The sequence below is a fragment of the Paenibacillus sp. FSL L8-0708 genome (genome assembly GCF_038009325.1).
Classification (GTDB): domain Bacteria; phylum Bacillota; class Bacilli; order Paenibacillales; family Paenibacillaceae; genus Paenibacillus_AQ; species Paenibacillus_AQ odorifer.
Genome location: NZ_JBBPBC010000001.1, coordinates 4800852 through 4821245, shown reverse-complemented (window position 1 = coordinate 4821245; position 20394 = coordinate 4800852). Strand labels below are relative to the sequence as shown.

The 20394-nt window shown below is 44.8% G+C and carries 27 protein-coding genes; 21 read left to right on the top strand and 6 right to left on the bottom strand.

All coding sequences use genetic code 11. The features are described 5' to 3' along the window. Positions 1 to 39 precede the first annotated feature (39 nt). The 4 genes from NYE58_RS23080 (at position 40) to NYE58_RS23065 (ending at position 3159) form a co-directional block, all read left to right on the top strand. Positions 40 to 1146, top strand: a complete 1107-nt coding sequence (locus NYE58_RS23080; protein WP_076276190.1) for an AI-2E family transporter — start codon at positions 40 to 42, stop codon at positions 1144 to 1146. A gap of 28 nt (positions 1147 to 1174) precedes the next feature. Next, entirely contained in the window at positions 1175 to 1525 is a 351-nt protein-coding gene (locus NYE58_RS23075; RefSeq protein WP_036688625.1) for an Asp23/Gls24 family envelope stress response protein, read from the top strand. Positions 1526 to 1605: 80 nt separating this feature from the next. Beyond that, on the top strand, positions 1606 to 1983 hold the full coding sequence (locus tag NYE58_RS23070) for a hypothetical protein (protein ID WP_341003095.1): 378 nt from the start codon (positions 1606 to 1608) through the stop codon (positions 1981 to 1983). A 159-nt stretch (positions 1984 to 2142) separates the two neighbouring features. Beyond that, on the top strand, positions 2143 to 3159 hold the full coding sequence (locus NYE58_RS23065; RefSeq protein ID WP_076218233.1) for a S66 family peptidase: 1017 nt from the start codon (positions 2143 to 2145) through the stop codon (positions 3157 to 3159). Positions 3160 to 3207: 48 nt separating this feature from the next. On the opposite strand, the gene NYE58_RS23060 is transcribed toward NYE58_RS23065, so the two are convergent. From NYE58_RS23060 to NYE58_RS23045, 4 genes are all read right to left on the bottom strand, one after another. After that, positions 3208 to 3492 (bottom strand): YxcD family protein, encoded by a 285-nt coding sequence (locus NYE58_RS23060; protein WP_341004291.1) that lies wholly within the window; start codon positions 3490 to 3492, stop codon positions 3208 to 3210. A gap of 8 nt (positions 3493 to 3500) precedes the next feature. Beyond that, positions 3501 to 3932: a hypothetical protein gene (locus NYE58_RS23055; protein WP_081383222.1), complete on the bottom strand. Its 432-nt coding sequence runs from the start codon at positions 3930 to 3932 to the stop codon at positions 3501 to 3503. Between the two features lie 174 nt (positions 3933 to 4106). Continuing rightward, the gene (locus tag NYE58_RS23050) at positions 4107 to 4667 is read right to left on the bottom strand and encodes a beta-class carbonic anhydrase (RefSeq protein ID WP_036688619.1); all 561 of its coding nucleotides are present in this window, start codon (positions 4665 to 4667) and stop codon (positions 4107 to 4109) included. A gap of 14 nt (positions 4668 to 4681) precedes the next feature. Continuing rightward, positions 4682 to 5023, bottom strand: a complete 342-nt coding sequence (locus tag NYE58_RS23045) for an iron-sulfur cluster biosynthesis family protein (protein WP_076127099.1) — start codon at positions 5021 to 5023, stop codon at positions 4682 to 4684. A 163-nt stretch (positions 5024 to 5186) separates the two neighbouring features. On the opposite strand from NYE58_RS23045, the gene NYE58_RS23040 reads away from it, so the two are divergent. The 8 genes from NYE58_RS23040 (at position 5187) to trmD (ending at position 11309) form a co-directional block, all read left to right on the top strand. Next, the gene (locus NYE58_RS23040; protein WP_076276193.1) at positions 5187 to 6704 is read left to right on the top strand and encodes a carboxypeptidase M32; all 1518 of its coding nucleotides are present in this window, start codon (positions 5187 to 5189) and stop codon (positions 6702 to 6704) included. 56 nt (positions 6705 to 6760) lie between these two features. Next, positions 6761 to 7408, top strand: coding sequence for a PAQR family membrane homeostasis protein TrhA (gene trhA / locus NYE58_RS23035; RefSeq protein WP_036688612.1), 648 nt, complete (start codon positions 6761 to 6763; stop codon positions 7406 to 7408). A 149-nt stretch (positions 7409 to 7557) separates the two neighbouring features. Continuing rightward, a complete protein-coding gene (gene ylxM, locus NYE58_RS23030; protein ID WP_036688609.1) occupies positions 7558 to 7914 on the top strand; it encodes a YlxM family DNA-binding protein in 357 nt (118 codons plus the stop codon). Between the two features lie 21 nt (positions 7915 to 7935). Next, positions 7936 to 9324: a signal recognition particle protein gene (gene ffh, locus NYE58_RS23025; protein ID WP_036688607.1), complete on the top strand. Its 1389-nt coding sequence runs from the start codon at positions 7936 to 7938 to the stop codon at positions 9322 to 9324. A 54-nt stretch (positions 9325 to 9378) separates the two neighbouring features. Continuing rightward, complete coding sequence (rpsP, locus tag NYE58_RS23020; RefSeq protein WP_036688604.1) at positions 9379 to 9651, top strand: 30S ribosomal protein S16; 273 nt, start codon at positions 9379 to 9381, stop codon at positions 9649 to 9651. Positions 9652 to 9673: 22 nt separating this feature from the next. Next, positions 9674 to 9904 (top strand): KH domain-containing protein, encoded by a 231-nt coding sequence (locus NYE58_RS23015; protein ID WP_036688600.1) that lies wholly within the window; start codon positions 9674 to 9676, stop codon positions 9902 to 9904. A gap of 89 nt (positions 9905 to 9993) precedes the next feature. Continuing rightward, positions 9994 to 10518, top strand: a complete 525-nt coding sequence (rimM, locus tag NYE58_RS23010; RefSeq protein WP_036688599.1) for a ribosome maturation factor RimM — start codon at positions 9994 to 9996, stop codon at positions 10516 to 10518. Further along, positions 10518 to 11309: a tRNA (guanosine(37)-N1)-methyltransferase TrmD gene (gene trmD / locus NYE58_RS23005; protein WP_036689109.1), complete on the top strand. Its 792-nt coding sequence runs from the start codon at positions 10518 to 10520 to the stop codon at positions 11307 to 11309. The genes rimM and trmD overlap by 1 nt, the downstream gene beginning before the upstream one ends. Positions 11310 to 11911: 602 nt before the next feature. Here trmD and NYE58_RS23000 read toward each other — a convergent pair. Then, positions 11912 to 12088 carry a hypothetical protein gene (locus NYE58_RS23000; RefSeq protein ID WP_155288145.1) on the bottom strand — a complete coding sequence of 59 codons (177 nt, stop codon included), beginning with the start codon at positions 12086 to 12088 and terminating at the stop codon, positions 11912 to 11914. Between the two features lie 205 nt (positions 12089 to 12293). On the opposite strand from NYE58_RS23000, the gene NYE58_RS22995 reads away from it, so the two are divergent. After that, positions 12294 to 12524, top strand: coding sequence for a hypothetical protein (locus NYE58_RS22995; RefSeq protein WP_036688596.1), 231 nt, complete (start codon positions 12294 to 12296; stop codon positions 12522 to 12524). Positions 12525 to 12582: 58 nt separating this feature from the next. Here the strand turns inward: NYE58_RS22995 and NYE58_RS22990 are convergent, their stop codons facing one another. Next, positions 12583 to 13533: a hypothetical protein gene (locus NYE58_RS22990; RefSeq protein ID WP_076218231.1), complete on the bottom strand. Its 951-nt coding sequence runs from the start codon at positions 13531 to 13533 to the stop codon at positions 12583 to 12585. Positions 13534 to 13945: 412 nt separating this feature from the next. On the opposite strand from NYE58_RS22990, the gene NYE58_RS22985 reads away from it, so the two are divergent. From NYE58_RS22985 to NYE58_RS22950, 8 genes are all read left to right on the top strand, one after another. Beyond that, positions 13946 to 14236 carry a hypothetical protein gene (locus NYE58_RS22985; RefSeq protein WP_051491579.1) on the top strand — a complete coding sequence of 97 codons (291 nt, stop codon included), beginning with the start codon at positions 13946 to 13948 and terminating at the stop codon, positions 14234 to 14236. Positions 14237 to 14383: 147 nt separating this feature from the next. Continuing rightward, positions 14384 to 14728: a 50S ribosomal protein L19 gene (gene rplS / locus NYE58_RS22980; protein ID WP_036688590.1), complete on the top strand. Its 345-nt coding sequence runs from the start codon at positions 14384 to 14386 to the stop codon at positions 14726 to 14728. A 298-nt stretch (positions 14729 to 15026) separates the two neighbouring features. Then, on the top strand, positions 15027 to 15635 hold the full coding sequence (lepB, locus tag NYE58_RS22975; RefSeq protein ID WP_036688589.1) for a signal peptidase I: 609 nt from the start codon (positions 15027 to 15029) through the stop codon (positions 15633 to 15635). 29 nt (positions 15636 to 15664) lie between these two features. Next, entirely contained in the window at positions 15665 to 16525 is an 861-nt protein-coding gene (gene ylqF, locus NYE58_RS22970; RefSeq protein WP_076276195.1) for a ribosome biogenesis GTPase YlqF, read from the top strand. Positions 16526 to 16712: 187 nt separating this feature from the next. Beyond that, positions 16713 to 17324, top strand: a complete 612-nt coding sequence (locus NYE58_RS22965; protein ID WP_076100429.1) for a ribonuclease HII — start codon at positions 16713 to 16715, stop codon at positions 17322 to 17324. Between the two features lie 118 nt (positions 17325 to 17442). Further along, positions 17443 to 19614: a DNA ligase gene (locus NYE58_RS22960; protein WP_341003094.1), complete on the top strand. Its 2172-nt coding sequence runs from the start codon at positions 17443 to 17445 to the stop codon at positions 19612 to 19614. Further along, entirely contained in the window at positions 19611 to 19913 is a 303-nt protein-coding gene (locus NYE58_RS22955; RefSeq protein WP_038571992.1) for an EscU/YscU/HrcU family type III secretion system export apparatus switch protein, read from the top strand. The genes NYE58_RS22960 and NYE58_RS22955 overlap by 4 nt, the downstream gene beginning before the upstream one ends. Next, a complete protein-coding gene (locus tag NYE58_RS22950) occupies positions 19910 to 20296 on the top strand; it encodes a YraN family protein (RefSeq protein ID WP_076127091.1) in 387 nt (128 codons plus the stop codon). The genes NYE58_RS22955 and NYE58_RS22950 overlap by 4 nt, the downstream gene beginning before the upstream one ends. Positions 20297 to 20394: the final 98 nt, after the last annotated feature.

Below are 20394 nucleotides of genomic sequence, written 5' to 3'. Positions count from 1 at the left end.
AGCTGGAAGACATCCAAATCAGAAGACGGGAGAGAAAGTATGGCTAAACTGAACAATTTCATCAGAGTTTGTCTAGCGATCCTTTTAGTGTTAGGCATTGTATTTTTAGGCTCACGCGTAGATTTTTTATTCACACCGATCCTGTCTTTGTTCAGTGTCATTATAGTGCCTTTAATGCTGGCGGGTTTCTTTTATTACCTGCTGCGGCCACTGATCGATACCTTGGAGAAATATAAGCTGAATCGTTCTTTGGCGATTATCATCGTATATGTAGTTATTTTAGTGCTTCTGTTTGCTTTTATTATCGGCGTTTGGCCTTCACTTCGCACACAATTAGTTAATTTCGTCGATAATATGCCGAATCTCATTGCCTCCTTGAATCAACAGCTATTGAAACTAGAAGATAATGAATTTCTGTCTGCGTTGATCCCTGCTGATGCGAATCCAGCCTCCACATTGACGGATTATTTGAATAAAGGGTTTACGCTGTTAACGAATTACGTTTCAGGACTGTTCTCTTTTGTTTCGAATTTTGCGATCATTTTATTCACCTTTCCGATCATGTTATTCTACATGCTTAAGGAAGGTGGGAAATTCGGACGTAAGATTGTAAGTTTCTTTCCAAAGAAGTATCGTGAAGAAGGAACTACAATGATGACTGAAATCGACAGTGCGCTTAGTGGTTTTATCGTGGGCCGGGTGCTTGTTAATTTGGCCTTAGGCGTTCTGATGTATATTGGTTTCCTTATTATTGGCCTGCAATATGCATTGCTGTTGACTGTAATCGCAGTTGTGATGAACTTCGTGCCTTTTATTGGAGCGATACTGTCTAGTATCCCTATTTTTATCATCGGATTCATTCAATCACCGTCTATTGCCGTCTGGTCCATCATCATTGTTCTGGTAGCGCAGCAGATACAGGATAATTTAATCGCTCCCTACATCTTTGGGAAAAAGCTCGATATTCATCCACTGACTACGATTATTCTGGTATTAGTTGGCGGCGATTTAGGCGGGATCATTGCGATTTTACTGATTATTCCGCTGTATATGATTGTTAAAATCGTCTTGACCAAGGCCTATTATTTGTTTGTCAAGCAACGCCGGGTAGAGATAGAGGTAGAGGAGAGTTCTGATATCTCATAAGTTAATAAAACATTATGGAGGGATTTCTATGAATGAAGGAACGGAGCAAGGACTAATTCATATTTCAGATGATGTGGTGACTTCGATCGTCGGGCAAGTGGTTCTGGACACACCGGGTATTGCCGGCATGTCAGGAAGCAGTATCTCGGACAACTGGGCTAAACGTCTAAGCGGTAAAAATGTAAAAAAAGGAATGTCCGTTGAAGTAAAAGAAGTGGATGTTGCCATCGATCTTCAGGTCATAGTTAATTACGGATGTGTGATTCAAGAGGTCTGCTATATGCTGCAGCAAAATGTAAGAAATGCTGTTGAAAATATGATGGGACTGTCTCTAGTTTCCGTAAATGTTAAGGTTGAGAAAGTCGCTCTGCCATTCTAAGAATAGCCCATTTAATAGGCACCGTAATCTAGGCTTCTGCATAGAATGGAGCAAATCCATTTACGGAGGTCAGAACATCCATGTCGACATTTAACACTGGGCAGCAACAAAATGTGATTTATCAGGCCGATCCTGCTGTGATCCAGCACCTGCACGGTGTCCGTGATTCTTTACATCAATCTTGCAAGCCATACCTTAACCATAAGGTGAACGTACAGACAATAGATGGCTTTGTACATGAAGGCGTTATAGCCGGAGTAGATAATAAACACTTGTATCTGAATGTTGCAGCTAATGGGCAAATGCCCCGCGGGTTTTACAACCCTCATCAGCCGTATCATCCTCATCCGGGCCCGGGACCTGGCCCATATCCAGGACCTTATCCAGGTCCCCCATACAATAATAATGTGATTTTACCGCTTGTGTTGTTTGAACTGCTTGCTATCTCTTTAATCTAGTGCTTGAGTTTAATTGAAGAAGGACATGTGCGGGATTTGCGGTCATACGTTGACGCATCCAGCCAGGTCCTTTTTTTTAGGCGTAAAGTATGTGTTAGAAGAAGGTGTTCTCATTATCACTTTAGGGATATAATGGGTACAAACTCTGGGAGGTGGCATATGATTAGATACCCTTTTTTGAAAAAAAATGCGACGATAGGCGTTACAGCACCTTCATCTGGAGTAGGCATTCAAAATGCAGAACTTCTTACACTGGCCTCCAGCCGGTTGAAGTCGCAAGGATTTAATGTCATTATCGGCGAAACGGCATGGAAGCAAGATAAGGCTAAATCTGCACCAGCAAATGTTCGTGGTCATGAGTTTAATGAGATGATCAAAGATGATGGAATCGATGTCCTTATTCCGCCTTGGGGCGGGGAATTGTTAATTGAAGCTCTGGAGTTTATTGATTTTGATGCTTTGCAGGACAAATGGATCGTGGGATATTCAGATATAAGCGTCTTGCTGCTTGCGGTCACGCTGACAACCGGGTTGGCTACTGCCCACGGAGCGAATCTCATTGATTTACGGGGAGAGTATTCGGATGATACTACAGCCCTCTGGCATGCGGTTCTAGAGACACCAGTGGGTGAGTCCATTGTGCAGCATTCATCTCTTAAATATCAGCGGGAATGGCAGCATGATGTGCCTTCGCCATGCGTTTTTCATTTGACAGAGGAGACTTATTGGAAGTCTCTAACTACAGATGCTGTAACGATGAAAGGACGTCTGTTGGGTGGTTGTATAGATGTAATTAGGCATTTGATCGGCACACCTTATGGAAAGCTCCAGCATTTTCAGCAAGAAATGATTCATGACGAACCTATAGTTTGGTATTTGGAAAATTGTGAATTGAACACAGCGGATTTACGCAGATCTTTAGTGCAGATGAAGCTGGCAGGGTGGTTTGAGAATTGTTCGGGGATTATGTTTGGCAGAAGTCCAGCTAATCGGCCTGTGGATAACTATACTGCCGAGGATATCTATGCTGAACTATTCGAAGAGCTTAAGGTACCGATCGTTTATGATATCGATTGTGGTCATGTCCCGCCGCAGGTTACTTTTATTAATGGAGCTTATGCAGAAATTGAAGTGGCAGACGGAGTAGGGACGGTAAAGCAATATTTCTATGAATAGCGTTATATCAAAAAAGGACAACCCCTCGGGTTGTCCCTTTTACTATCATTAGTTCCCTGTAGTTACAATCGCTGTGATTTCCTCATCCAGGTCCAGTCTTACATCTTCACGATAGGCGCGAACACCATATTCACTGAGCATGTAACGCAGGATCGCTTCAATCATATTGGACTCCACTAGAAATTGACTGCGGCCCTGTACCCAAACCTCTGCAGAGTAACCGGTATCTTCTTCCCAGCTCAGTTCTACCTGAACATCCTCTGGACGAACAGCCTTTCGTTCCGCCATGTGCAGACAGAGGGCATTGATGATCTCATCCATGCTTAGAACAATTGTAGACATTAGTAACGACCATCCTGTTCTTCTAAGCGGCGACGTTCTTTTCTACGACGGAAGAAGGACATCACGAGCATAACCAATACATAGATAGCTAGCATATTAACGGCAAAGCCTAGGAAGTCACCAAAAGCTCCCATTCCACCAAACATTCCACCGAATAATAATCCGGCCAAACCACCGATCATCATGCCTTTCATTAAGCTGCCGCCGCTGAAGAAGCCACGTTTTGTATTTGCAGCAGATCCTGCTGTGGAACTTTTAGTGCTGTCACTTTTTTTGATGTTATTTGTTGTTGTTGATTTTTTTGGGGTTGTTGAATAGCTGCGAGTGCCGGATTTGAATCCGCCGCCACCTCGACGTGCATCGGCAAAGTCTGGAGCAACCACTGCAAAAAACAGAGTGAAGGCCATTAGAATCATCATTACGCGTTTCATTGGTTTCATTTAGTACGAAAACCCTCCTGTGAGCATGAATTTTTGTGTATGGTCGGTAATACGCAGACATGCCCCACAAGGTTTCAATTTTATTTATCATAATTTATACTTTTATGCACAAAAAAAGCGTGGATCCAGGATCCACGCAAACAGCAGTTAGAGAGTCGTCATTCGTTACTTATACCCATCAGCGACAAGCTCAAGCGCTCCGGTTGCCGGATCGATGATCATGCCATGGATAGGTACATTAGGGGGAAGCAGTGGATGACGTTTAATCAGGTCCACAGTCTGAATTACCCCTTCTTCGACATTGTCAAACCCACGCAGCCATTTTGTAAGTTTGATTCCGGAATTCTCCAGTGTAGACAGCACTTCTTCAGATACTCCACGTTCTTTAATGGAATTGATCATATGGTCCGCATTGAGGGAGGCCATACCGCATTCATAGTGTCCAACCACGATTACTTCTTCAGCATCTAGTTCATATAGAGCTACCATTACACTACGCATAACACTACCAAAAGGCTGAGAAATAACCGCACCAGCATTTTTGATGATTTTGACATCACCATTTTTGAAATTCATGGCTTTCGGCAATAATTCAACGAGTCTAGTGTCCATACAGGTGATGATCAGCATTTTTTTGTCAGGATAACGACTGGTTAAATAAGCTTCATAGTCCTTATTCTCTACAAAACTTTTATTAAAGTTAATAATTTCTGATACGTGGCTCATATTAGCTTCCTCCCTTAAATTCCTTGAATTGTACTTACGTTGCGCATATCTCTTACCATGATATTGTTACCATAAATCTGAGAATCACTGACCAGCTTATAGGAAGAGAAACGTTCCTCTGCATCGAGTCGCATCTTGTCTTCATAAAAGATTTCCTGTTGCCGGCTTACGATAAAGGGAAGAGAATTCGTCTCTATCCTAGAATCGCCTTGCTCCACTTCTGAAACAATCAGTAACACATTAATTCCGTCACACCCGCAGCCTACCGTATCATAAAAGAGCTTGAAAAATCCTGGCTGATCTCCAAGCCTTTCCTTCAACTTCCTTTCTGCGAGAGGTGTAACTTGAATCATCATAGCCCTGTTCACGCTCCTTGATTTTTGTTCGAAGCATGCTCTGCTTCTTATGTAACTCATTAAATATTTAAAATTAGAGATGTAATCTCTGAAGTTGATTATACTCATTCAAAAAAGTATCATCAAGAGGAGTCTGTAAAACAGAGAAAGCAGGTGGAGTAGAATGGAACAACAAGTTAAGGAACGATGGGAACAATTCAGCGAGTTATTAGCAAAAATTAGTGGATATTCAGAGGCCATAGAATTAATGCACTGGGATTTGCGCACAGGTGCACCGCGTAAGGGAGTAGAAGTACGTTCCGGTACGATTGGGATGCTGAGTGGAGAATTGTTCAGACTTGAGATTTCACAGGAGATGGGTGACTTCACAGCATTTTTCAGCCGTCCAGAAGTGTTGAGCCAGCTTACAGCTAATCAACAAAAGATCGTCAACGATTGCCGCAAAGAGTATGAGCGCAGTAAGAGTATTCCTTCCAAAAGATTTGAAGAGTACGCTGTCCTGTCTGCTCATTCCCAAACAATCTGGGAAGAAGCTAAGGAGAACAATGACTTTGCTACATTTGAACCTTATTTGAGTAAAATCGTAGCTCTGAAACAAGAGTTCATCGATTATTGGGGTGTAAATGGCACACGTTACGATACGCTACTAGATATGTATGAGCCTGATCTCACGGTAGAAAAGGTGGATGAAGTGTTCAGTCGCCTCCGCAGCCGCTTGGTTCCGTTAGTGGAAGCTATCGCTGCTTCACCCAATAAACCAGATACCAGCTTCTTGCAGCAGATTTTCCCTAAAGAGCAGCAACAAAAGTTTGGTAACTTTATTCTGAAGCAAATGGGCTATGACTTCGACGCAGGCCGCTTGGATGAGAGTGTGCATCCTTTTGCTACAGGGCTGAATCCAGGTGACGTTCGTATTACGACCGCTTATTTACTTGATAACGTGACTAGCGCCGTCTTCAGCTCACTGCATGAAGGTGGACATGCGCTTTACGAACAAAATATCAGCCAAGATTTAGTGGGAACACCACTGGCTCAAGGCGCATCGATGGGGATTCATGAATCTCAGTCGAGACTATGGGAGAATATGATCGGCCGCAGCCGTGCGTTCTGGCAACGTTATTACGGTGATCTGCAGCAGCATTTCCCAGAGCAGCTTGCGAATGTAGATGTAGAGGATTTCTACCGGGCTATTAACAGTGTGGAAAATTCATTCATCCGAATTGAAGCAGATGAGCTTACATACAATCTGCACATTATTGTGCGTTACGAGATCGAAAAGCTTATTTTTAATGAAGGTCTATCTGTCAAAGATCTGCCTCAGGTATGGAATGCTAAATATCAAGAATATTTAGGTATTACACCGCCTAATGATGCGCTTGGTGTATTGCAGGACGTGCACTGGTCCGGTGGAGACTTCGGATATTTTGCATCCTACTCTCTGGGAAATATGTATGCTGCCCAAATCTTGAATACACTCCGCAAGGAGCTGCCGAACTTCGATGAATTGATTGCTGCGGGAAATCTTTTGCCGATTAAAGAATGGTTAACAGAAAAAATCTACCGTTTCGGAAAAAGCCTGACCCCTTCGCAAATTATCGAACAAGTAACAGGTGAGCCGCTCAGTCCAGATTATCTGGCTGATTATTTGGAGGAGAAATACACGGAGATTTACAAACTGTAATCCAGTGAGGTCCGCGTGGTATAATAGAAAGAAAGCTTAGACGGAAGGATATGGATATGGCAAATACTCACACCTACACCCGGAGAGAAGAAGTCGCGAATGCGATTACGCACGGGATCGGAGCTGTATTAAGCGTCGCTGCACTTGTCCTGCTTGTTGTTTTTGCAAGTCTGAAAGGAACGGCATGGCATGTAGTCAGCTTCTCCATTTATGGAACGACAATGCTGCTTCTGTATCTCAATTCAACACTTGTGCATAGTCTCAAAGAGGGCAAGGCGAAGGATTTGTTCGAATTTTTCGATCACTCCTCTATTTATCTGTTTATCGCAGGCACGTATACACCCTTTTTGCTAGTAGCTATTCGGGGAACACTTGGCTGGAGTTTATTTGGTGTTATATGGGGAATCGCAGTATTTGGCGTTTTCTTCAAAGCGTTTTTTGTTAAAAAGTTCTTGTTCATGTCTACGGTATTCTACATTGCTATGGGTTGGCTGATTGTTATCGCCTGGAATCCTCTATCGGCAGTGGTAGCGGACGGTGGTATGATTCTGCTGATGGCTGGCGGAGTGCTTTATACTCTAGGTACAGTTTTTTATGTATGGAGAGGGTTTCCGTTCCATCACGCGATCTGGCATGTATTTGTTCTTGCAGGCAGTGTCACACATTTCTTCGCCATATTGATTTATGTACTGCCAATCCAATAATTTCAAGCGGATTTATCGCGGAAAATATGGATTTTTAATAAAGAAAGAGATGACAAGCAAAAGTGCTTGACATCTCTCTTTCTTTTAGGTATCATAAGGGACGTTGTGAAGGTGTAAAGTGTTTTTCCTTGACGAAGGGGTTGTCCTTAATGAGTCAGGAGAATAGGCTCGAGAAAACGAATCGTATCAATTTGCTTTTTGCCTTCTATGAACGACTGCTTACAGATAAGCAGCAAACGTTTCTTAAATATTATTTTCACGATGATTTTTCCTTGGGAGAGATTGCCGCTGAATTTGAAATCAGCCGCCAAGCTGTTTATGAGCATATTAAGCGGGCTGAGCAAGTCCTTGAGAATTATGAAGAAAAACTTGGACTATTAGTGAAACATGAGAGTCGTACTAAATATTTAGAAGAGCTGCGCAGACTGCCGGAGAATGGGATGCTGCCTGAGCAATATAAACTTCGGTTCGCGGAGATCGTGGATCGCTTGCAGAGGTTAGAGTAGCATGAAGGGAGAAATCTGCATATGGCGTTTGAAGGTTTAACCGGAAGATTGCAGAATGTGTTCAGCAAGCTACGCGGTAAAGGTAAAGTATCCGAAGAAGACGTAAACGAAGCTATGCGTGAAGTGCGGTTAGCCCTTCTGGAAGCCGATGTTAACTTTAAGGTAGTTAAAGAATTCGTGGCTAAGGTGAAAGAAAAGTCCATCGGCAAGGAAGTCATGGACAGCTTTACGCCTGGCATGGTAATTATCGACATCGTCAACAAGGAACTAACCGAGCTGATGGGCGGAAGCCAAGCGAAGCTGGCCAAGTCGAACAAGCCGCCGACCGTCATTATGATGGCGGGTCTACAAGGGGCTGGTAAGACAACCACTTCAGGTAAGCTGGCTAAGCTGTTACAGAAGGGCAATCATCGTCCGCTCCTGGTTGCGGGAGATATTTACCGGCCTGCTGCTATCAAGCAGCTGCAAGTGCTGGGAGAACAGATTAAGGTTCCTGTATTCTCACTTGGTGATCAGACTAGTCCGGTAGAAATTGCCAGACAAGCTGTACAACATGCGAAGGATAACGGACTTGATTATGTTATTATCGATACTGCAGGCCGCCTGCATATTGATGAAGAACTAATGGAAGAACTCAAGCAGATTCACAATGTTGTAAATCCTGATGAAGTACTTCTTGTAGTAGATGCTATGACAGGTCAAGACGCCGTGAATGTAGCCGAGAGCTTTAATAAGCAGCTTGAGCTTACAGGGGTCGTATTGACGAAACTCGACGGCGACAGCCGTGGTGGTGCTGCACTGTCAGTAAAAGCTGTTACCGGTTGCCCGATCAAATTCGCCGCTTTAGGGGAGAAGATCGACGCGCTGGAGCCGTTCCATCCGGAACGTATGGCTTCGCGGATTCTGGGTATGGGCGACATGCTGTCGCTGATTGAGAAAGCCCAGGCGAACATTGATACTGACAAGGCTAAAGAAATGGAACGTAAGATGCGTAATGCAGAGTTTACGTTCGATGATTTCCTTGAGCAAATGGATCAGGTGAAGAAGCTAGGCCCTATCGATCAAATTCTTGATATGCTCCCGGGTATGAACAAAGCCAAGGGCATTAAAGATTTAAAGGTCGACGATAAGCAAATGGGACGCGTTGAAGCCATAGTTCATTCTATGACTAAGGCGGAGAAGCAACAGCCTGAGATCATTAACCATAACCGCCGCAAGCGTATTGCAACCGGCAGCGGAACCTCAGTCGCTGAGGTCAACCGCCTCATCAAACAATTTGATGAGATGCGTAAGATGATGAAGCAATTCTCCGGCATGATGGGCGGAGGCGGCAAAGCCTCCAAGAAAAATGCCATGAAGCAGCTTAAAGGTCTTGGTGGTGGAAAAGGGCTGAAATTCCCTTTTAAATGATCTTGAATGTCTGACCAACTAATGTTGGAAACTATTATAAGGAGGTGATTTTTCGTGGCAGTACGTATTCGTCTAAAAAGAATGGGAGCGCATAAAGCGCCTTTCTATCGTGTAGTGGTTTCCGATTCCCGGTCCCCTCGTGACGGTCGTTTTATCGAGGAAATCGGTTATTATAATCCGATTGAACAACCGGCAGTAGTTAAGATCGATGAGGAAAAAGCTCTTAAATGGCTTCAAACAGGTGCGCAAGCATCTGATACCGTCCGCAACTTGCTTTCCAAAGCAGGCGTGATGAAGAAGTTTCATGAGCTTAAGCAACAGAAATAATGACTGATTGCGAGGGTCCTCTATGGAAGAATTAGTTGGAGTAATTGCTAAGGCTTTAGTGGATCATCCAGAAGATGTGACGGTACGGGCTGTGGAGAAAGAGCATTTGATTGTCTATGAGCTGTCCGTACATCCAGATGATGTAGGAAAGGTCATCGGCAAGCAAGGCAGGATCGCCAAGGCGCTCCGTACAGTGGTCACATCTGCAGCAGTCAAGAGCGATAAACGCGTAACTGTAGATATTTTATCTTAAATAATGCGTACAATGAGGGGCTAGGGATAGTATATCCCGGCTCCTTTTTGTTCAAATATATAGATGAAGCTTGTAGAGGAGAGGGTTATATGACGGAAGAATTAACCGTAGGCCGGCTTGTGAATACACATGGAATTCGCGGGGAGATTAAAGTATTATCCCATACCGATTTTCCTGAGGTTCGTTTCGCTAAAGACAAGAAGCTGTTCGTCATTCCTGCGGATGGCAGTGCAAAATTCGAAGTGACTGTAGAATCCGCTCGAGAGCATAAGGGTATGTTTATCGTTAAGCTTAAGGGATATACCAATATTAACGAAGTGGAAAAGTATAAGGGAAGTTTGCTTAAGGTGCCAAGTAATGATCTGGTTGATCTGCCAGAGAACGAATATTACTTCCACCAAATCGTTGGCTGTGAAGTTTATACGGATGATGCTGGAAGTGAACCGCTTGGCACAATTACGGAAATTTTACAGCCAGGTGCAAATGACGTGTGGGTTGTTAAGCCTGCTAAAGGTCAAGACATCCTTATCCCTGTAATTAACGATGTAGTGCTGAACGTGGACATTGAGGCCAAACGAATTACGGTTCACTTAATGGAAGGACTATTGCCATGATCAGAATTGATGTGCTAACGCTCTTTCCGGAGATGTGCGAAGGCGTATTTAGCACAAGTATTCTTGGTAAGGCACGCGAAAAAGGGATTGTATCTTTGAATGCTGTGAACTTTCGTGATTTCTCAGGAAATAAGCACAACAGTGTGGATGATACACCGTATGGCGGGGGCGGGGGTATGGTACTAAAGCCTGACCCGATCTTTGCAGCGGTAGAACATGTATTGGGGATCGAGGCTAGTCCTTTGGAGAATGGTTCTGAATCTGCAGTCCCGTCGCCTTCCTCTGTGAAGCCGCGCATCATTCTTATGTGCCCACAAGGAAAGACCTATAATCAGAAGATTGCTGAGGAACTGGCACAAGAGCAGCATCTAATCTTTATATGTGGTCATTATGAGGGCTACGATGAGCGGATACGGGAGCATCTGGTTACAGATGAACTGTCGATTGGCGATTACGTGTTAACGGGTGGAGAACTACCAGCACTGACGGTTATTGATTCAGTAGTTCGGCTACAGCCAGGGGCGCTTGGAAATGAAACCTCTGCGATCACGGATTCGTTCAGTACAGGGCTGTTGGAGTATCCTCACTACACTCGACCCGCTGAATTTCGCGGCTGGAAGGTACCAGATATGTTGCTGAGTGGCCATCACGCCAACATCGAAGTATGGCGGAGAGAGCAAGCGTTACAGCGTACACTTGAACGTAGACCTGATTTGCTCGAAAGTGCAGAACTAACATTGAAAGACAAGAAAACACTGGAACGTCTGAAAAATGAAATCAAGCCGGAGTAAAATTTTAATAAAACAGGCATATTTTACGTCTTTTTAACGTATCTTACGTTAAGGAGGCGTTTTTGTTATGTTTACTTAAGTATAAGAAGGGCTATAATCTCGTATTTTTTTGCGTAATTCCCAAAACAAATTAGCATAGGTGCGTTGAACTCTTCTATTTGGGGTAATAGATAGAGGTGGCGTAATACTATATGCAGCTTACGATGCAGCAAGCTTAACTATTGAAAGGAATGAACTGAAGTGACTACGAAGACGCGTGAAGAATTCAAGCCTAGCGTGGACACGATCCACAAAGATGCGGAGCCGCTCCGCACCGTGAATGATATTATCGATTATTATACAAATCGCAAATCGTAATTCCCATTCGCCCTTTAAAGCTTGAACATATAAGATTAATAATTAAGTATGAATAAGCAAGTCCAATAAAACCATTAGAGTATAGCGGACGAAAGTTCACTACATCTAATGGTTTTATTGTGCTCTACTAAGAGGTCAAACCCTGTGATTCTGATCAGAATGTAAACGCCCCCTCTTCAAGGAGAATTAAAAACTCTTTGGAAAGGGGGCGTTTGGTTAACTATAAAAATTCGTGGAGGCGCATTCTACTCTTTGCGAAAGAGGCGATATACTCCTGTAAGTAGAGCGTAAAGCGCAAAACATACGAGAACAGTAACTGCCCATGCATAGTTGCGAACGGTATAGGTAAGCGATGATAAAATAATAAAGATGGTAATACGCAGTACGCCTTCCTTAATAAACTGTTTACGTGCTACATTCATTCGATTGGCCTCCTTGAATGGATAGGATGGTACGGATAACAAGCCGAAAATATGTCTTTCCTTATATATAACCTTTGGGAATACAAAAAATGCAGAGAACGGAAAGTAAATATCGATCCAAACAAATGACCTATGTAACTTAGCCGTTACCGACCTGTACTCCTCACCATAGAGTATATCATTACGAATGAGGAGGAGTACACTAGTGGAGGCTTATTATAATTGCTTACGTTGTAAGAATAGAAGGGTACGTATCCTGACTACTGATGGCAGACAGCATGAAGGTGTGATTACAGATGTGGACAGATATAATGTTTACTTAAGAACAGGATCCAATGGACCTGTGCAGACTTCTGCATTTTTTGGTTACCCTTATGCTGCTGACAATATTTTAACTCTCAGCTTGTTCACGCTGTTGGCTATTGCATTAATCTGATATGATGATGCAAAAACAGACCGTCCGCTAATCCGGACGGTCTGTTTTTAGTGGTTGGTTACTCTACTGTAATTGCACCTATATCTGAGCTTAAGGATAACAAAGGACCTCCTCCGTTAACATCACGTTTGCCACCCTCAACCCCGGTGATCTGGCCTAGATCACTTTTAGCCACCAAGCTACATTTCACACCATCGGCTAGAACAGCATTGAGGCTACCTACATTTGTTGTCGCTTTAAGACGGCTATCACTCTTCATTCCGGCTATATCCATACGTATGCTTCCTGTATTAGACTCTAGAGTGGACTTACCGGTGATGTTAGCTCCTTCGATATCAATAGCTCCAACGTTGCTGACGATGCGGTAATTTCCGTCCAGATTGCGGAGACGAATTTGCCCGACATTATTGGTGATTTGATATTCATCCATACGGGTGGGGATCTTAATGGTATAGTTAATGCTAAAATCTGAATAACCGTATTTGTCTTGAGCCCAAGTCCATAAATCCTTCTTCGGATTTGATTTGGAATTTGTAGATACCTTCAGAGTATCGCCACTAACGTCTATTGAAATCTCAGCGTCATCCAAAATTTTCTGGCGGTCAGCTTTATGAGCGGAGCCGTTATGGGCTAAGATTGTCGCACTCACATTAATTTGATCACCCGTAGTTGATGTAACCTCTAGTTCTCCCACTGCATTGTTCATGCTAAGCACTGAAGCAGAGCCGATCTCTTTAGATAAGGATAGTTCTTTGCTAATGCTGTTTGCTTTAACTTCGTCGACCACCTTGGTAGCTGTATCCTGAACGGCCTGCTCCACGCTTGCAGCGGCTTTACCCAGCTCTTGCTTCACAGCCTCACCAATATTTTGCTGCACATCTTCAGTAATATTCTTTCCTAATTCATTATTAGCGGATTGCCTACCCGGTAATTCTGTGCATCCTGCCAGAAGTACGATGGACAAGACGGCTACAGCTGCCATTACGCTAGTTGTATTACTCTTTTTCATTGAATAAAATCCTCCTTATTTTTGGGTATATGTGTTCTTCCCTAAGCGCTACGTTATGTACGTACTTCTGTAAGTATAGCCTATGGGGATTTATTGTAAAAACGGCTGTAGGCGGGTTAATATACTGGACCAAAGACTAGGTATTTAAAAAGTGTTCACTACACTTCAAATTTCAATTGTGCTAAAATGAAATATAGATCTTACGCTCACATTAAAATGGGTAAGGGTACATATAAAAAGAGCGAAGATGCTCTCATATATAATCTTCAGCAGCTACTGAAAAGCGCTTTTTATAGTGAGATGTGCTAAGGCTAGTTTGCGAATACGATATAGACCGTTGCCTTACTTGCATCACAGGGCGGTCTTTTTATTTTCTTACCTCAAGTAAATCATGAAGAGCGGAGGGAGCCAGATGAAATATGTAGTTATTTTGCTTGTCTTGCTAGCGCTGGGTGTTGGGTATTATATCGTTCAGAAAAAGAAAACAAGCAGCTCAAGCGATCCTTTGCGCACAACTAGCAGTAATGTGATCTCAATGGATAGTCATCGCAAAGCCAAACAGAGTCCAGGGGAGCAACCTTGCTCTTCTTGCAAGAAGAAGAATGGGAAGTTGATCTTCTATGCTCAAGACAATGGAACCGTGGTCGGCTTGTGTAAAGACTGCCAGTCTAAGGCAAAAAAAAGAGATATGTTACCGTTATAAAATAGAAAAATAAGTTGTATTAGCCCGTCCTTTATGATATTATTAACTCTGTTGTGTGGAATACGGTGGTCCGCTGCGGATAATGAGGGAGAGCTCAGATCTCTCCGGAAGAGGCAAGAACACCTGTACGGAAGGAGGAAGTCCTTAATGAATATCCTACAAGCTATTACGCAAGAGCAACTTCGTAAAGATATCCCTAGTTTTCGTCCGGGTGACACTTTGAAGGTGCATGTAAAAGTTATCGAGGGAACTCGTGAGCGTATCCAGTTGTTCGAAGGCGTTGTAATCAAACGTCGTGGCGGTGGAATCAGTGAGACTTTTACGGTTCGTAAAATTTCTTACGGTGTTGGTGTGGAAAGAACATTCCCAATCAACTCGCCTAAACTCGAAAAAATCGAAGTGGCTCGTCGTGGTAAAGTGCGTCGTGCTAAGCTTTATTACCTTCGTGAACTACGTGGTAAAGCAGCGAGAATTAAAGAAATTCGTCGCTAGAATAGTGACAGAGGAGAGGGGCTTGAGTTCAAGCCCCTTTCGCTTTATTTTTTTTTGAAAATATAAGAAAAGCATAAGTTTTACGTTATACATTATTCTTATATTTCTCGCATAAACGCATACCGTCCTTAAAAGGACGCTGAGGGCGTTTTAGCTTGGTATACAATGCGTGTGACATATACGCTTGGGGATAAGCTTCTCCGAAAAGGCCTCCTGAAGGAGTATCTGTGGAGGGGTTTTTGGCAGGAGTTTTTTTGTGTTGTATAGTAAGAGTAGTATTAAGAGAGGACGGTGAACTATGCAGCAGGAACAAAGCGAAACTTTGGAATCAAGCGAGCAGAACCCACGTAAACAGAAAAATGAAGTGCTGGAATGGGTCAAGGCCATTGCGATTGCTTTAGTTCTGGTTATACTGATTCGCTGGCTTTTATTCAAGCCTTTTATTGTAGATGGACCTTCCATGCAGCCTAATTTCCATACGGGAGAACGTGTTATCGTTAATGAAATTTTATACGATATAAGATCTCCGCAGCGGGGTGAGGTTATTGTATTCCACGTGCCATCTGAAGGCAGAGATTTTATTAAACGTGTAATTGGTGTGGCTGGAGATACTGTGAAAGTAGAAGGAGATGTAGTTACAGTTAACGGTGAGGTTGTTAACGAGACTTACATCCAAGGCGCTATTGATGCTGCGCATAGTAACAACGCTCTGTATAATAATAAAGATTTTCCAAATGAAAAATTCACGGATGGTACTGTACCAGAAGGACATATTTTCGTTATGGGGGATAATCGCTCGGATAGTACAGACAGCCGGATGATTGGCTATGTGCCGCTGGGTGATATTGTGGGTCGTGCAGATTTAATCTTCTGGCCGATAAAAGATATTACACTGATTAACCATTAAGTTGACAGAAGTCAAAGGAGGTGACGGCAATGGCCATTCATTGGTTTCCTGGTCATATGACGAAGGCTAGGCGGCAAATCGAGGATAAGCTGAAGCTGATTGATGTTGTTATAGAGTTGCTCGATTCCCGTCTGCCGCTTTCCAGCCGCAATCCGATGATTGACGATATTTTGCGGGACAAGCCGAGATTAATTATTTTGAACAAAGCGGATCTGGCGGATCCGGAAATTACTCGGAAGTGGCTGGCGTACTTTAAGGAACAAGGGCATGTTGCCCATCCTGTGGACGCATCTACTGGAACAGGCGTTAAGGAGATTCCGGAGCAGGTCAAGCTGCTGTTGAAGGAAAAGATTGATCGGCAGATCGCAAGGGGAATGAACCCACGGGCTATGCGCGCATTGATCGTCGGTATTCCTAACGTCGGTAAATCAACGCTGATTAATCGAATGGCTGGTAAGAGTATCGCTGCTACGGGTGATCGCCCGGGGGTTACTAAGGGCCAGCAGTGGATTAAAACAGGAGGTAATCTGGAGCTTCTGGATACTCCTGGTATCTTATGGCCGAAGTTTGAGGATCAAGACGTGGGTTACCGCTTGGCCGTGACGGGTGCGATCAAAGAAGAAATCCTGAACATTGAGGACATTGCTTTTTATGCAGTGAAGTATTTGGTCAAGGATTATGGTTCCAGATTTAAAGAACGCTTTGGTATTGAGAAGCTTCCTGAGGATCTTGAGAACCCTGATGAGATCGTTGCAGTTATGGAAGCCGTGGGCCGCAAACGCGGTTGTCTGATTAGCGGTGGACGTGTTGATCTGGAAAAAGCTTCACGTGCTTTGCTGCATGAGCTGCGGGCAGGTAAGCTTGGTCGTTTTACGCTGGAAACACCTTAAAGGCGTTTAAATGAATGGGTATGGAAGAGCCATCCGGAAATTTTCGGGGGCTCTTTTTTTTGCTGATTTGGATCAAATTGGAGTGGTTATTTGTACATGACCATGTGAGCTTTACTATGGTAAGCTGACTTATGTAGTTTATAGAATAATTTATAATTGGCGGTGACAGATCGTGAGTACGATAGATATGTTGAGTTATGAAAAAGAGGGCTGGGAACAGTCTTATCGCCGTATAGCCGGCGTAGATGAAGTAGGCAGAGGTTGTTTGTTTGGGGATGTTGTTGCAGCAGCGGTGATTTTGCCGGAAGGGCTTATTATTGATGGCGTCAACGACTCTAAGAAGCTTACAGCGAAAAAAAGAGATGCCTTATTCGAGATTATTATGGAGCAGGCGATAGCTATTGGTGTAGGTTATGTGGATTCCCGCATGATTGATGAAATTAATATTAAACAGGCTTCCCGTCTGGCGATGAAAAAAGCGGTAGAAGGTCTTAGTCATACCCCGGACTATATGTTAATCGATGCTGAAAAAGTTGATCTTCCGTTGCCGCAGCAGGCGATCATAAAAGGAGATGCAAACAGCCAGTCCATTGCGGCAGCTTCGATTATAGCTAAAGTAACAAGAGATAGACTGTGTGAAGGGGTGTGGGAGGAATTATACCCTGATTATGGGATTGCGATACATAAAGGTTATGCGACCAAGCTTCACAGGGAACAAATTACGGCGTTAGGTCCGACACCTATGCATCGGCGCAGCTTTATTGGGAAGATTCTTGCTGAACAGCAAACCCTTTTTTAGAAATATCAGAATATAAAAGACGCCAAAGGCGTTTAAGCTTGGATAAATTCACCGCTCAAAAAAGTCGGATTAATACCGATATAGTAAGAAGAGAGAAAATGGAGGGAGGAGAAACGGTATGAATATCGGAACATTGATCCGTGGATTGCTCGGGGATAATAAACCGGGAGCAGCCAAGTCTTTGGAATTGAAGGAAGGGCAGGTTGTACGTGGTGTTGTATTGTCTGTCTCGGATTCGGGAAAAGAAGCCGTTGTGCAGATTCAAGGTACACCTGTTCGTGCGGAGTTGGAAACACCACTACTGCCAGGAGAGACCCTGAACTTACAGGTTGGAGCACCCGGAGAAGGCGGATTGCCCGTATTGAAGCCGGTCTCCCTCGGCGAAACGGTGTTAGCCACCCCGCAAAACATGGGCGAGGCATTGGAATCGCTTGGGCTTACTGACTCCAAAGCGGGTCGGGAAATTGTGTTGGCGATGCAGTCGGGTGGTATTCCGCTTACCAAAGAGACAGCGGCGATTCTGGATGCTGTAATGAGTGCGAAACCTGCGGGCGTGCCGACCTCAGAGTGGCTTGATGCAGCTGTCATTTCTGTAAAGCGGGGCTTGCCGGTTACCCCTGAAAGTGTGAAAGGATTGCAGCAGGCGGTTTTTGGTCCGCAGCTTCATCAGCTTTTGTCAGCGCTCGAAGAACAGATTACGATTTGGGCAGGTCAAGTCGCCGGTGAAGAAACAACAACAGCCGAAGCTAAAACTGGAATGGGTACCCTAACCGGAAAGCTGAATGCTCCTGTAACGACAGGTACGGGCGCTGTGATTAACGGGGAAGCGGTATCAGCAGGTGATGCTGATGCGGAAATGGACCAGGTGGCGGTTAAAGGAACTGGACAACCTGTAAGTAAACCTGCTGAAGGTAGTGCTGGTGTTACTACTACAAGCGGAAGTGCTGCTGCAACAGGAGGGGCAACGGGAGCCGGAGTTATTTCTGATGAACCAATAATTCCTTTGAATTCAGTGAAATCAGAAATATCAGGAAGTGCAGCTGCAAGTACAGCTGAAACTCCTGAGAATGAAACCGGTATTGTAACTGCCAAGCCAGTGGTCCCCGAAGAGGCTGGTGAGGTAGCTCAGCTCTCGAAGAGTGGAAATACTGGTGAACCTTTGACTGGGAAAATAACTTCTACGCTTGCTTCAGGAACTCAGAGTAGTGCTGCTAACACGCAAGGGGACGGAATTGTAAGCAATCAAAATAGTTCTAATCAGAGCGAAACTCATGGCAATGAAATGAGTCTAAATAAAGATAGAGCGCAGGGTAGTGTCAGTGGCGCGATTACAAGCGCCACTGGATCAGCAGGTGCAGATAGCCAAGCTGCTGCGGGAAGCCAAGCTGCTGCGCCTAGCGGGGCTGCCCTGCTCGCGAAGCTGCAGGGCGTGCTCACCGAGCTGCGCGGCAGCATGCCGCAGCTCGCGAACGTCCCGCCCGCTGACGCGGCGGGACAAGATCCTGCCCCCGCGCCGGCAGCGCCGCGCGGGGAGACCACGGCTGCTGCGGCTTCGCCGGTGCAGCCAGACACCGCCCCACCCGCGGATGCGGAGTCGTGGGTGGGGCGGGTGTTGAAGCTGCTCGGTGCGGAGCACGAGCAGCAGGCCGTGCGCGGCGGCGCTTTGCCGGCCGCGGAGACAGCGCGAGCGGCAGCGGGGACAGCTGCAGCCGCGCTAGGCAGTGTCGGGGGGGAGCAAGCTGCCGACACGTTGAAGGGCGTGCTGCTGCAGCTTATGAGCAGCAGCGAGGTGCCGCCCGCGGTAAAAGATGCCGCGAGCGGGCTAGTGCAGCAGCTGACAGGCCAACAGCTGCTGCTGAATACAGATCGGACTGCTCCCTTCGCGCAGGTTACATTGTTCTTGCCGCTGCAAGGTCCAGATGGGCAGGAAACTGCATCGGTTCATATCCAGTCCAGGCGGGGCCGCAAAGGGGAGTTGGATGCAGCTAACTGTCGATTGTGGTTCGATTTGGACATGAAGCAGCTAGGGCAGACATTGGTAGATGTGCAGGTTGTAGATCGAATCGTTAGTCTTAAGCTTCATAATGATCATCCGTGGGTGCTTGAGCTGCTGGAGACGCGGCGTGAAGATATAAAAACTGCAGTAGAATCCATCGGTTATCAATTATCAGGTTTAAGAACCGAACCCTTGCCAGAATTGAATTTGCCTAAAGAGCTTGCTGGCTCCAATACTAATAAGTTTGTTGATTATGTTCCTGAGGCTTACAAAGGAGTGGATTACCGTATATGAATGAGCCTGTACAGCCAATTTCACAAGGGCTCAAAAAAGCGGTCGCTCTCAAATATAGTCCCGGACAAAACGAGGCTCCTGTCGTAGTAGCCAAGGGACAAGGCGCGATAGCAGACCTTATTCTGCAAAAGGCTAAGGAGAGCGGGGTTGCTGTTCAGGAAGATGCAGCCCTCGTGGAGGTTCTTTCAAAGCTTGATCTGGACCAACAGATTCCGTCTGAGCTCTATCAGCTGGTGGCGGAAATCCTCAGCTTTGTGTATCAGAGCGATCGTTCCGCTGGTGAACGGGGACAAGAATGAAAGAGCCCTATGTAAGAAAGCACTATAACCGCAAAGAGAAAGGAACTGCTGCAGAGAACGGAGCTGTGCAGTACCTATCTTCTAGCGGGTATATGATATTGGAACGGAATTGGCGTTGTCGTACTGGAGAGCTTGATATCATTGCGGAGCGTGAAGACTGTATTGTTGTTGTCGAAGTTCGTAGCCGCAGTGGAGAGCTGCTTCAGGGAACTCCAGAAGAATCGGTGAATGCTCGCAAAATAAACCAGGTTCGGAGTACAACACAGGTTTATTTGCATATGAAGGGTTATGAGGAACGGCGGGTTTCTTTTGATGTAATTAGCGTCTTGTTAAATGACGATCTTAGCCTAGCTTCACTTAGTCATATTCGCGAGGCGTTTTAAGAGTAACTCTATTTTCTCATGCGATTCTTTATGAATTTGCTGCTGTTCTGATAAAAAAGTCTTTACATACCTTCCGCACTGTGGGTCATTTCTCAAAA